The sequence below is a fragment of the Bacillus sp. JJ1122 genome, assembly GCF_036964885.1.
Lineage (GTDB): Bacteria > Bacillota > Bacilli > Bacillales > Cytobacillaceae > Mesobacillus.
Genome location: NZ_JBALQL010000035.1, coordinates 88,177 through 100,777, shown reverse-complemented (window position 1 = coordinate 100,777; position 12,601 = coordinate 88,177). Strand labels below are relative to the sequence as shown.

15 protein-coding genes are annotated in these 12,601 nt (G+C 42.1%); 7 read left to right on the top strand and 8 right to left on the bottom strand.

Features of this window, described 5'->3' with window-relative positions; all coding sequences use genetic code 11:
* Positions 1-22: 22 nt before the first annotated feature.
* Positions 23-1,870 carry an asparagine synthase (glutamine-hydrolyzing) gene (gene asnB, locus V7201_RS19175; protein WP_335378363.1) on the bottom strand — a complete coding sequence of 616 codons (1,848 nt, stop codon included), beginning with the start codon at positions 1,868-1,870 and terminating at the stop codon, positions 23-25.
* Between the two features lie 344 nt (positions 1,871-2,214).
* Here asnB and V7201_RS19170 point away from each other — a divergent pair, with 344 nt between their 5' ends.
* Positions 2,215-2,775: a DUF2777 domain-containing protein gene (locus V7201_RS19170; protein WP_335378362.1), complete on the top strand. Its 561-nt coding sequence runs from the start codon at positions 2,215-2,217 to the stop codon at positions 2,773-2,775.
* A gap of 85 nt (positions 2,776-2,860) precedes the next feature.
* Here the strand turns inward: V7201_RS19170 and V7201_RS19165 are convergent, their stop codons facing one another.
* The 6 genes from V7201_RS19165 to V7201_RS19140 form a co-directional block, all read right to left on the bottom strand.
* Entirely contained in the window at positions 2,861-4,897 is a 2,037-nt protein-coding gene (locus tag V7201_RS19165; protein ID WP_335378361.1) for a sensor domain-containing protein, read from the bottom strand.
* 129 nt (positions 4,898-5,026) lie between these two features.
* Complete coding sequence (locus V7201_RS19160) at positions 5,027-5,380, bottom strand: YisL family protein (protein ID WP_335378360.1); 354 nt, start codon at positions 5,378-5,380, stop codon at positions 5,027-5,029.
* 106 nt (positions 5,381-5,486) lie between these two features.
* Complete coding sequence (locus V7201_RS19155; RefSeq protein ID WP_335378359.1) at positions 5,487-6,395, bottom strand: fumarylacetoacetate hydrolase family protein; 909 nt, start codon at positions 6,393-6,395, stop codon at positions 5,487-5,489.
* A 12-nt stretch (positions 6,396-6,407) separates the two neighbouring features.
* Positions 6,408-6,929 carry a DNA topology modulation protein gene (locus V7201_RS19150; RefSeq protein ID WP_335378358.1) on the bottom strand — a complete coding sequence of 174 codons (522 nt, stop codon included), beginning with the start codon at positions 6,927-6,929 and terminating at the stop codon, positions 6,408-6,410.
* A complete protein-coding gene (locus tag V7201_RS19145; RefSeq protein ID WP_335378357.1) occupies positions 6,926-8,113 on the bottom strand; it encodes a DUF418 domain-containing protein in 1,188 nt (395 codons plus the stop codon). The genes V7201_RS19150 and V7201_RS19145 overlap by 4 nt, the downstream gene beginning before the upstream one ends.
* 117 nt (positions 8,114-8,230) lie before the next feature.
* Positions 8,231-9,823 carry a long-chain-fatty-acid--CoA ligase gene (locus tag V7201_RS19140; RefSeq protein WP_335378356.1) on the bottom strand — a complete coding sequence of 531 codons (1,593 nt, stop codon included), beginning with the start codon at positions 9,821-9,823 and terminating at the stop codon, positions 8,231-8,233.
* Positions 9,824-10,009: 186 nt separating this feature from the next.
* Here V7201_RS19140 and V7201_RS19135 point away from each other — a divergent pair, with 186 nt between their 5' ends.
* The 6 genes from V7201_RS19135 (at position 10,010) to V7201_RS19110 (ending at position 12,273) form a co-directional block, all read left to right on the top strand.
* Complete coding sequence (locus tag V7201_RS19135; protein WP_335378355.1) at positions 10,010-10,231, top strand: spore germination protein; 222 nt, start codon at positions 10,010-10,012, stop codon at positions 10,229-10,231.
* A gap of 14 nt (positions 10,232-10,245) precedes the next feature.
* Positions 10,246-10,482, top strand: coding sequence for a spore germination protein GerPB (locus tag V7201_RS19130; RefSeq protein ID WP_335378354.1), 237 nt, complete (start codon positions 10,246-10,248; stop codon positions 10,480-10,482).
* Between the two features lie 233 nt (positions 10,483-10,715).
* A complete protein-coding gene (gerPC, locus tag V7201_RS19125) occupies positions 10,716-11,330 on the top strand; it encodes a spore germination protein GerPC (protein WP_335378353.1) in 615 nt (204 codons plus the stop codon).
* Positions 11,330-11,506 (top strand): spore gernimation protein GerPD, encoded by a 177-nt coding sequence (locus V7201_RS19120; protein WP_335378352.1) that lies wholly within the window; start codon positions 11,330-11,332, stop codon positions 11,504-11,506. Before gerPC ends, V7201_RS19120 begins: the two co-directional genes overlap by 1 nt.
* Positions 11,507-11,510: 4 nt before the next feature.
* Positions 11,511-11,915: a spore germination protein GerPE gene (locus V7201_RS19115; protein ID WP_335378351.1), complete on the top strand. Its 405-nt coding sequence runs from the start codon at positions 11,511-11,513 to the stop codon at positions 11,913-11,915.
* Between the two features lie 139 nt (positions 11,916-12,054).
* The gene (locus tag V7201_RS19110) at positions 12,055-12,273 is read left to right on the top strand and encodes a spore germination protein (RefSeq protein WP_335378350.1); all 219 of its coding nucleotides are present in this window, start codon (positions 12,055-12,057) and stop codon (positions 12,271-12,273) included.
* Here V7201_RS19110 and V7201_RS19105 read toward each other — a convergent pair.
* Positions 12,270-12,578, bottom strand: coding sequence for an HNH endonuclease (locus V7201_RS19105; protein ID WP_335378349.1), 309 nt, complete (start codon positions 12,576-12,578; stop codon positions 12,270-12,272). The genes V7201_RS19110 and V7201_RS19105 overlap by 4 nt on opposite strands.
* Between the last annotated feature and the right edge of the window lie 23 nt (positions 12,579-12,601).

Sequence of the window (12,601 nt, the reverse complement as noted above, 5' to 3'; positions counted from 1 at the left end):
CCCCATCTAAGGGCTTGCTTTTTTAGTCGGCGATATTAATATTATAATCCCTAAACCAAATATGAATCTGTGCAAGCTGTGCCAGTAGCTGAGGTCCTGTCATCAGCTGGCCGAACCATGGAATCTTGAAGGATGCTCCTTCCGTTTCAATCATGGCTCTTAATGTGCTCTTATCGAAAAATTCGTGGAGCGCACTGTTGGAATCAGCCATGAACTCAGAGAGCATGCTTTGAACAGCCTGGGTATACCCTGGATGATGCGTTTTTGGGTAAGGACTTTTCTTACGGTACAGTACTTCATCTGGCAGTACACCTTCGAGTGCTTTCCTCAAAATGCCTTTTTCCCTGTTGCCATGCATTTTCATTTCCCAAGGGATATTCCATACATATTCAACAAGACGGTGGTCGGCAAATGGCACCCTCACTTCAAGACTTGCCCCCATACTCATCCTATCCTTACGATCAAGCAATGTCGTCATGAACCAAATGATATTCAGATAGAATAATTGGCGCCGCTTTGCATCCTCTGGCCGTTCTCCATCCAATACTGGCACCTCTGCAATGGTTTCCGAATATTTACCCATCATATAGTCTTCAAGATTCAGTTTTTTCCGCCAGTGATCCCTTAGCATATTTTGACGTTCATTAATCGATCTCATCCAGGGGAATCCTGGCCTGTTTAAATCTTCTTGCCTGTGGAACCAAGGGTATCCTCCAAAGATTTCATCGGCACATTCCCCTGACAGACTTACAGTGAAATCTTGTTTGATCTCCCGGCAAAACCATAGAAGTGAAGAATCAATATCTGCCATCCCAGGCAGGTCACGGACATGGACTGCTTCAGTTAAATATCCAGCCAGGTCTTGCTGGGTAATGATGCTGCTATGATGGGTAGTCTGGAAGGTTTCGGACATTTTATTGATCCAGAATGCATCCGCGTTTGGCTGAAATTCATTTTCCTTGAAATACAGGTCATTTCCTTCGTAATCAATCGAGTAAGTATGCAGGCTGCCCTTTCCTTCTGTTTTATAGTGGTTTGCAGCAATCGCGGTAATCGCACTTGAATCCAAACCGCCTGAGAGAAAGGTGCAAAGCGGAACATCTGAAACTAGCTGGCGTGTCACAGCATCAGTGAACAAATCCCTTACCTTTTCTGAAGTCTCATCAAGAGTGTCTGTATGGCCTTCACTTTTGACATTCCAGTATCTCCAAGTCTTAAGCCCATTTTTCGAAAAAGTAAGACCGTGGCCAGGCCTTAGCTCTTTCATATTTTTGAAAATCCCTGCTCCAGGGGAACGCGACGGGCCAAGCCCGAAAACTTCGCAAAGCCCCTCTCTGTCTACCTCTGCCTTTACCTCAGGATGTGCCAGCAGAGCCTTTTGCTCAGAAGCAAACATTAGACCGGTCGCTGTCTCCCGGAAAAATAGCGGCTTGACTCCAAGTCGGTCCCGGCCTATGAAAAGCTTTTCCTCCTGCTGGTCCCAAACGGCAAATGCGAAAATCCCGTTTAAATGTTCCAGGCAATTTTCCTTCCATTCCATGTAAGAAGTGAGCAAAACCTCTGTATCAGAATGGCCGTTAAAAGAATATCCTATCAATAACAGCGCTTTTCTAAGGTCTTCTGTATTATATAGCTCTCCGTTATAGCAAATCGTATAGCGGTTCGCATCCTTTGATCTTGTCATTGGCTGTTTTCCGCCTTCAGGATCCACAACCACTAGTCTTTTATGTCCGAGCGCTGCATGTTTGGAAGTCCACACATTTGTATCGTCGGGACCTCTTTTACTTAAAGTTTCCGCCATTTTCGCCATGGTTTCTCGCTCTGATTCCAAATTTTTTCTATAGTCTACCCAACCGGTTATTCCACACATTTTTATCATCCTTTCAGCGGAACTTTTCTCGATGGTGTTTAAGCCAATCATCCTTTCCTAACTCTAAGGATCGCTTAAGCATTACTCATCTTATGCAAATACATGCCAACTGGTTAATTTACCTATCTTTTTAAATCATGTTATAAATTCACCAAAATCTGTCTACAAAGATGGTGAGCGATAAAGTTAATCTTTCATCAGGGAATTGCATTCTTCCTTTGGATGGCTAGATGAACCAATCGGACCTTTACGGACAGTTAATCCCCTTTTCCTAATTCCGTTTCCAACGGCTTCAACTGGGGATCGTCTGCCCATTAATCTGCGCTAAATTACGGAGGATCCAGATGAACCGACAGCAACGAACCAATCTCATTGATTTCCAGCCTAGGGCTTTTAACAACGGGACAGTAGAATATATCAATAATCAGTGGGTTTTTTTTGATGATGAAACAGAAGAGGCTGCACTGGTTGAAGAATTCGTCCACCAGGAAGTTGAGGTTCTGCGCAACAATAAATGGTGCAAGGGCTTTTTATTAGACAATGTCTGTATCCAAACTGGGAATGAACAATTTTACTTGCAGGACCAGGAAGTGATCAGAATCAGGAAACAGCTGATTTATTCATTTGAGAGGCTGTTGGATGAGTTAAATGATGAGGCATTCATCCAATTTATCAACACATTGAATTCCCTCAATTTTTCGATCTATGACTGCATTTATTGTTATAACCATCTCACTTTCCTCGATAATGAAACCGGGAAGTCAGGAGTGAATTTCTTAATTCTGGACAATGAAGAGTTGATTTGCAGTGTTCAGCATCATTTCGATTATCATGAAAAACACAATGACCGGTTTGAAATCACCATGAACAATGGCAAACGGGCTGTCATCGAAAGAATCTCATAAAAAACGAGCTGGGGATGAAACTCAACAGTTGCCATAGTTAAAACGCAAAGAAAGCCTGCACACAATGTGCAGGCTTTCTCTGTCATTAGGAAGAATAGATAACACTTTCAGCTGTACGGAAGCCTGTTTCAAAATCCGCAGATTCAAGCGGTTTTTGGATATAGTACCCCTGAGCATAATGACAGTCCATATCTCGCAGAATATTCATTTGTTCATGGGTCTCAACACCCTCTGCCACAATTTTCACGTCAAGGCCCTGGCCCATGGTGATGATTGCTTTGACGATTGCAATGTCGGAAGGATCATCATGAAGATTATTAATAAAAGACTGGTCAATTTTCAATGTATCTATCGGCAGATTACGCAAATAGCTTAATGAGGAATAACCTGTGCCAAAGTCATCAATTGAAACTTTCACCCCTAGATCCTGCAATGCCTTCATAACCGAAATGCTATAGGCTATGTCCTTCAGCATCGCGCTTTCTGTCAGCTCTAGTGATAGATACTCAGGTTCAAGCTGGGATATTTCGAGCGCTTTAATCACTTGTCCGATAAATGCATGCTGCTGAAATTGGTGTGCTGACACATTTACCGATACCCCCAGCTTTGGATATCCTGAGCATTGCCATTCTTTTGTCTGGATGCATGCGGTTGTAAGCACCCAAGCTCCAATTTCCTCGATCAATCCCGTTTCTTCAGCCAGCGGGATGAATTGTGAAGGTGAAACCAATCCAAGGTGTGGATGCTGCCAGCGGATCAGCGCTTCTGTGCAAGTAATTTCTCCTGATTTCAAATCCATTAAAGGCTGATAGCATAAGTAAAATTCATTCTTTTGGAGCGCCTTTCTCAGGTAGCTTTCCAATTCAAGACGAATGATTGCCTGGTCGTTCATCCCTGTCGAAAAGAACGTAATCTTATTTCCGCCTTGATTTTTGGAACGGTTCATCGCAATATCAGCATTCTTCAATAAAATATTCTCATCCAGTCCGTCCCCAGGGAATGAACTTATTCCGATACTTGCGGTGACGATGAATTCCTGGTTCTGGTAATACAATGGTTTTGAGATGATTTTTTGCAGATCAATAGCTAACCTGGTAGTCTGTTCAATGCTCACATTCTTTGTAAGAAGCAGGGTAAATTTATCGCCGCTGAATCTTCCCAAATACGATCCTTTCGGAAGGTGATTCTGAATCCTGGCTGCTATTTCCTTTAAGACAATATCTCCAGCGTAATGCCCGAGACTGTCGTTGATGATTTTGAAACGATCAATATCTATTACAAGCACTGCGAGGAGTTCCTTTTTTTTCTTGGCCTGGCGGAGCCTTTCCTCAAGCTGTTCGGTGAATCTCATCCTGTTCGGCAAGCCGGTATCATGGTCATAGTAAGCGAGCTGGATTATTTTTTCTTCTGTTTTTTTCTGGTCGGTTATATTCCTTCCAATCCCATATGTTCCGACACATTCACCATTAATTGTAATCGGAATATTTTTCACCTGAAAAATCTGCGTTTCTCCGCTCTTAATCGGGATTTCGATTGTATAAGTCTGGTCCCTTCCCCTTAAAGCCTGGACAAAATGCATTTTAGCGCGCGGAACATCTTCCTGGTTGATAAAGCTCAATGCCGGTTTGCCAATAAGCTCAGCTTCACTGAAACCGAATATTTTTAAAAACGATTGGTTCACGCTTGTGAAGTTCCCAATTAAATCAGTTGAATAAACAAAGTCGCCATTGTTGTCGAACAGCGACCGATAATATTGCTCGGAAATTTTCAAACTTTCATTCAGATGGAGAATATCTTGTTGTGAGGTTTCAACTAAAGTGGTCAAAGTTGTATATTGATTTTGTTTTAATAAAATTAATTCCAGTTCTTGCTTGCTAAACATGGTAAAGGAAACAACAATCTGTTTTTCTGCAGGCAAATTTTCGCCAGCTTCGCAGTTCATTATTGCAGCCTGAGGAAGCCTAAGCTTTATCAAATCCTGCAGAGCTTGAAAAGCTTGTTCATCTTCCTGCCTGAAAAAAATTTGCACAAGCAAATTTGGGCAGTCTTGCAATGAATGTCTCTCGATGTAGCTATTAAGTTGTTCTTCGTTTTGATAAACGCAGCTTTTTGTCGTAGCCATTGCAATCTCCAATAATCTTATTTCTCCAATATCCCTAACTCTTAAAATACCATATTTCAATGGGCGAAGATATGACAAAAAAAGAAAAAGCTGCCAACTTATCAGCAGCTTTTTCGACAAAATCGATTATTAGAACAAGTCTGTTCCAAGTGGGAGAGATAATCCCAAATACAATACAAGAAGCAATGCAACAACGAATTGGATCCATAAAATTGAAGCTTTTTCGTTCTTCTTCGTACGGATCAAGATCATTTCCAGCATGGAAATAACCCAAAGCCCTACTGCTGCCTTCAACACGTACATAATAGTAATGTTGATGCTGAACAAAAGCATAAAGCCCGTCAACAGGATCAGCAGGTAAACGACCCTTAGAATCATATGGACAATCTTTGAGCCTTTTTCTTTACCGCTTTTATGTAGACCTATTGAAACAAAAAATAAAATAAGCGCTAAAAACCACGCAGTCATATGGGCATGTATCATTTTTACACGTCCTCCTATCGTCAAATTCTAAAATATCATACCATATACAATGGGAAAATCCTAAATATAACGTGTTGATATGACTAATTGACAGCCTGTACGAAAGTTAGCCTTGGACAACATTGCTCAATGTACCGATTCCTTCAACAGAAACTTCAATCGAATCCCCTGATTTGAGGAAGCGTGGAGGTTTAAAGCCTTTGCCCACTCCCGCTGGTGTTCCGGTAGCGATGATATCTCCAGGCTCCAGCGTCATGCCCTGTGACAGGACTGAAATAATTTCTTCGACCGGAAAGATGAAATTTTCCGTGTTTGAATCCTGCCTGACTTCTCCATTCACCAGCGTTTGGATATTAAGATTGTTCGGATTCCCGATTGCTGACTTATGGACAATCCATGGTCCCATCGGGCAGGTAGTGTCAAGACTCTTCCCAATGAAAAATTGCTTATGGCGCGCCTGCAGGTCTCTTGCTGTCACATCATTTATGATCGTATATCCGAAGACATAATCGAGCGCGTCTTCCCGTTTAATTCCTATCCCCTGCTTACCGATGACTACAGCAAGCTCACCTTCATAATCCAACTGCTCAGTCACTTCCTTATGATCAAGGATTGTTGCTTTGTGGCCAATGACAGATGTTGGCGCTTTTGTGAACACCATGACATGCTCCGGAATATCATCCTTGCTTCCCATCTCAATCGCGTGCTCCGCATAATTCTTTCCAACACAGAAAATATTTTTCGCTGGCTTTGGAATCGGTGCGAGTAAGGTTACAGATTCAATCGGTGTATAAAGTTCCTCTTCAAGGTTATTTTCATTTACCCAATCGGCGACCTTCCTTGCTTCCTCATAAAACGAGTCACCGAGTGCAATGGCCTCCAGCAATGATTCTGGCAACGAGACTGCCCCACCCATTCTTCCGGCCGCTTCAACCAGTGGAAGAATACGATTTTCTCCTTCATTGACAATACCGATAAAAATTCTTGTTTCATTTTTAAAAGTACTGAATTTCATGTTTGGTCCCCCTTATTTTCCTTTTTTAGCTAATGCTGAGATAAATGCTTCGGTTTCAGCAGGAGCAGTAAAATGAAAAATTATTTTTCCCTGCTCCTTGTACTGTTTTAATGACTCGATTATAGCGGGTGCTTTTTTATGTTTGTATTGCGCAACCCAATTAATGAATTCCCAATCAAGCTTTTCCGGGCAGCCTTCATTCATATCCGGCCTGCTTTTCCCGTGATACATAATCCTTCTTTTAAATATCCCGTAAAGGCATCTCACGGTGGAATAATCGAGAAAAATGATGGAATCAGCGGCACTGGCCCTCATAGCCATCGTGCCTCCAAAATTCCCATCCATAATCCATTCATCTTCATCCATAATCTCTGCGATGGTATTCTTCCACTCATCATTATCCGTCTTTTCCCATCCGGGCTTCCAATACAGCGCGTCCAAATGATAAACATTGATGCCAAGAACATCTCCAAGCTTCCGTGCGAGAGTGGATTTTCCCGCACCTCCGCTACCAATTATTATCACTTTTTTCATGAGGCATTTTCCTTTTTAAAGCGTTGCTTCTTCATATACGTGCCGGTTCTCCACAGCCATTCCACCGGTCCATAAAAATACCTCTTTATATACCAGGTGCTGGCGGCTAGCTGAAAAGCGTAAATACTCAAAGCGAGGACTGAGCCTGCAAAAATGGAAACCTTCCCATAATAACCAAACCCATAACTGTAAAAAATCAGTGTAGCAACCATTGATTGAAACAAATAATTGCTGATGGAAAGCCTGCCTGCTGCCTCCAGTGGAGCCAGGACTGCATCAAAGGTTCTTTTCTCCGAGGCAAGTGTTATGATTAGTGCATACGCCATTGCGAGCATTGCACCACCAAAAGCATCCTGGGCGTAATCAGTCATCAAGGTTCTGCCTAAAAGGAATGGCAGTGATTTTATTATCACGCCAGCAATAGCCAGTGCTATGGCAGAATAGGCCATCATATGCCGCTTGCTTTCCACATTTTCAAATAGCCTGAGTTTTGCTGCTCCAGCACCGATCATAAATAAGGGAAGAATCGTAATAAGGTAAAAAATGAATCCCATCAGATCATTATTTTTAAACCATTCTGTCATCCTTTGCTCAGTAACTTCTGCGAAACTGCCAGTTTGATAGGCAATCAGCGCCTGGTTTGCCGCTTCTTTGTCATACATCGTGAACTCACTTTCGCCTTGCAAAGCGTCCGCAGCCCCAAGCATAAAAAGCAGCAGCAAGTTGGGAACAACATATAACATTAATCCGGTTAATAGCATCCTTCTTGCACTCCAGCCAATGAACAGGAGAAAGACAAAACCGGATACAGCATATGTTACTAATATATCACCCTCCCAGATAAAGAAAGCGTGAATCAATCCCATGAATAATAGAATCGAGAGTCTCCTTATGGCAAGCTGGTTAAAGCGAATCCCCTTCTCGAGAGTACGTTCCCGCAAAATAACCAGGCCATATCCAAACAGCATCGCAAACAAGGGATAGAAGCTTGCCTGAACAAAAATATCAATGAACCTGTAGGTAAATAAATTAAGTGTTCCATGCCACCACTTTTCAGGATCGATATAAAAATATGGCGAATGAAAGGAAATCATATTCACCAGGAAAATTCCTAATAATGAAAATCCTCTCATCCTGTCAATTGAAACAATCCTGTTTCCCGCAGGCTGAGTTTTTAACTCCATACTTCCCCTCATTCCATCCAAAAGTTTACATCTATACTATGTATATCATACAAAGCCCTGCATGCCAAAACAAAAAAGAAGGACTGCTCAGCTTATAGAGCAATCCTTGTTAACCTATTAATTTACAAGCTTTCCACTCTTGCCTTTCGCTTCCCAATATTCATTTCTCAAATGAACCTTTTGTATTTTGCCGGATGCTGTCTTCGGCAGTTCTTTTACAAAGGTAACTCCTGTAATAGCTTTGAAATGGGCAAGTTTTTCACGTGAGAAAGCAACAAGATCCTCCCCGGCAACCTGCTCGTTTTCTCTTAGCACTACATAAGCATGTGGGGTCTCACCCCATTTTTCATGCGGCACGGCAATGACTGCTGCTTCAAGAACTGCAGGATGATCGTATAATACGCCTTCAACTTCAATGGATGAAATATTTTCACCGCCGCTGATGATCACGTCTTTTTTACGGTCGACGATATCAATGTTTCCGTACTGATCGACCGTTGCCATATCGCCTGTGTGAAGCCAGCCATTGCGGATGGTTTCCATCGTTGCTTCTTCATTTTTCCAGTAGCCTTTCATGACACCGTTGCTTCTGGTGATTACTTCACCAATCTCAGTGCCGTCATGTGCGACCTCTTCCCCGAAATCATTCACGACTTTTACCTGGCAGGTAATCATTGAAATTCCAGCTTTCGCTTTCATCCGGTACTGTTCATGTAATGGCAGCTGCTTAAGATGTGACCTTACAGTTGAAATTGTGCTTAACGGGGAGGATTCCGTCATCCCATATACCTGGATGAATTCCCATCCCAGTTCTTTTTCCACCCTGGTCACGAATGCTGGTGGCGGTGCAGATCCTGCGATCACAACGCGGACAGACTGTTCAATGATTGGCACATTTTTTTCATAGAACTGGAGAAGTGAATTCAGCACGGTCGGAGCCATATGCATTACGCTAACCTTGTTGTTTGCCAATGCGTTAAAAATAGTTTCAGGAGTTGTTTTGCGCAGGCAAATCTGTGAAGCTCCATTCGCCGTATAATAAAACGGTGACCCCCAGCCATTTACATGGAACATCGGCAGAACATGTAGGAGCACATCTTCATCGCTCACCCTTAAATGGTGCATGGTGCTGAGAGCATGAAGGTAATTGTTCCGGTGTGTCAGCATTACACCTTTTGGATTCCCAGTCGTTCCACTTGTATACAGAAGGCTGCAGACATCATTTTCATCAAGCTCCTCACGTGTAAAAGTTCCTGGAGATTGCTCGGCAAGCCATTCATCGTAACCCAGATCCTTCACGTTTTCTTCTTTATAATGGATGATGATGTGCTCCACAGTTTGCAGCTGGTCTTTGATTGGCTGGACCAAATGGTATAAATCCTGGTCAACAAATAATATCTTCGATTCACTGTGATTCAAAATAAACAAATAATCTTCCGGCTTCAGGCGTATGTTTAATGGAACCATCACCCCGCCTACCTGGAATACACCATAAAAGCCTTCAAGCATTTCGATTGAGTTTGGCGCCAGATACGCGATTCTGTCACCCTTTCCCGCTCCAAGCTTCCTAAGCCCGTCCGATAGCCTATTCACTCTTGCATTCAGTTCGGCATATGTAAGCGATCTGTCCTCTGAAAAAATTGCCTTTTTGTCACCGTAAAGCGAAACGGCGCGGTCTAAGAACTCATTTAAAAGCAATGGAACATTCATATTCTTGCCTCCTGAGAATAAATTTAAGATTCTAAATATATAAATATATTAACACATCCGCTTTTCTGTTATATAACTTTTTGTCTGTTGTATAACATCCTTTTACAGGATCTAATATGGGCATTTTAATCACAATCTTTACCTAGGCACATACGATATAAAGAAATCCAGGAAAGGGTGTTGCTCATGCCGGCAATCGTCGGAATCGTACAGGTAGTCTCTCTGGGCACGAGCGCTGTTTTCAATATTGGCGATGTTTACAGAATCAGCCCGGTTTCCAGCGCAAAAACATTTTCAGGTGCTGGCTCATTCAATACCGGAGATGGATTGACTCTATATAATAATCAAAGCTCTACGAATACCTATGATCAAGATGGTGTGGATCAGGGAAATTATTTAAATGCTTAATGCGGGGGATCAGGATGAATTTCTATATTCAACAATCGATTCACATCAACCTTTTAAAAATTGATGGAATCACCAATTCCTCTGTTCTGCAAATTGGAAGCGCCGGAATCATCAAGCCTGCTTCTTATCTGTACAATACAGGAGGTTTTACCGGACCTGCACCACAGGCTCAGCACCCGGGTGTTATTAGCAGCTCAGATTTGCTTGGTACACCTGCTGTACCTTTACAGTCCCCTGTACGAGAAAGTTGATAACTGGGATCAGTATTTATAAAAGGCTGTTTTCGCATTGATTGTTGTTCGAACAAGTACTTGTATCTGCATTTTTAAAGTTATCGGGGGCTCTTTTAGAATGTGAATTCTGAACTAAATTCTAATTAAACTCTTAAAAACCCAGGCACCTGTTTTTAATTTCGTTGAGAAAGCAACAAAGATTACGAAAAGAGCCTTTTAAAAATAAACTGGTTTGATTCGAGGTGATTCGTTTGGATGCGGAATTCTATCAATATATAAAAAGGCTGCATGTATATGTGGAGCATCAAAGCAAAAAAATAGGCAAGTTGGAGAAAATGGTACTGGATATGCAACAGGAAATTGCAAGCCTTAAAGAAAGACCTCCGGTTCAAATCGGAAATATCGAGTATAAATTTGACCAGTTGAAGGTTGAAACACTAGAAGGAACACTGAATATTGGCTTGAATCCGACAGATCTGAACGAAATCGATGATTTTTCTGTCGATCAGAAAGCCATGAACGTACCAATTCCTCCTAAACAGTTATTCAAGCGGACAATCGAGCTTGAAAACACACTGTATCAATATTTGGAAACTGACCTCGAGCAAATATATCGTGACGCCCAAACCAGTCTGGGAATAACCGTCGATGATTCATATTTCACATTTATAAAAGATGATATTAAAAAACAGTTGTCTGGCAGAGTGGCTTATCATTTAAAAGAACTTTCCTCCACCAGTCGGGGAGAAGAATTAAGCCCTGAGATCAATGCAAATGTGATTGAGCTGCTTAAACAGGAAATCCAGAACGGAGTACTCCTTTTCCTGAAAAATCTGCCTGACAATGTAAAGGAAGGAAGTTCATAATGAATTTTCAAGTATATAACCGGGACATCTGTGTCGGCGACATCAGGGTTATAGGGGTATCAAGCTCCTCATTGCTGATGGTCGGGGATGCGGAGATAATCCAGCTGGCAGCAACATTTGATACTCCAGCAGAATCGCTGGTCATCGGACCATTTGTTCCGCTTTCAGTGGAGTGACGATATGTTTCAAAGAACAGCATGTGTCGATCGCATAAAAGTCGATTCGATTATTTTTTCATCCATTTTCCAAATAGGTGATTCCCAGCAAATCCAGGCCAATTCAAAAGCGATAGCAGTCCAGCGAGAGGCGGAAATTTTTTATGACAACGAAGGGAGCTTCTCAGCCTTTTCCATTTTCTCTGAGGCAATCCCATTCACTCCTGTCGATGAAATCTTCACTAGTTCAACCCAAAATCTCAACCCGGTTCTGAAAGTACGGAATATCGAGATTATTGGCGCCGCCTCTTCCTCAGTTATCCACCTCGGAAACAGCTGCCATATTTCAATGGAAGCCAGGGTAAAGCATATCCGCCAGCTATTGCCACGGGAAGAACTAAACAACTATACCAATCATATGGATAGATAAAGGTTGCACCACGATCTTGTTTTATGAAAAGGCTCTTTTCTAAAAGATGCTATCCTTTGCGCAGAATTTTAAGTGGAGTATTAAAGCAACAAAGTTTACGATCAGAACGTAAATATACAAGAAGAAAAGGATGTTTTCAATGCCAGCAATTATAGGTCCTGTTCAAATTGTTACTGTCAGTGGCGGCACTGTACAGTTCGGCGACTCCCTGTTTATCTCGCCAAAAAGCAACTCCAAGACAACAGCAGGCCAGGGCGGGTTCAATACAGGAGGATTAATCGTCACCAATAACGGTTTAAGTTCAAGTAATGTTCTTGACGCTAACCTTTTTGACCAGCCAACAGTGGGAAATAACTAACGCTTTTTATGTTTTCGCCCATTTGATTTTAAAATTTTAGGCAGCCTTGTTGAAGGCTGCTTTTTTATCCATTTTAGAAACTTATGTATGTCCGGGTGCATGCGGAGCAGCTCAATGGTATTCAAGCTGGCAGCAAGCTCCTCATTCGTAAACAGTGCATGAATCTGTTTATGGCAAGGAATGCAGAGTTTTGCCGTCGGCATAAAAGTCCCGCCCAGTTCTTTAGGTGTCAAGTGGTGGATTGTTACTTCCACATCATCTCTACAGCAAAGTTCACATTTCCCCATCTGCTTTGGTTTTGCCATTTTAATCTCCTATTTTAGCATCC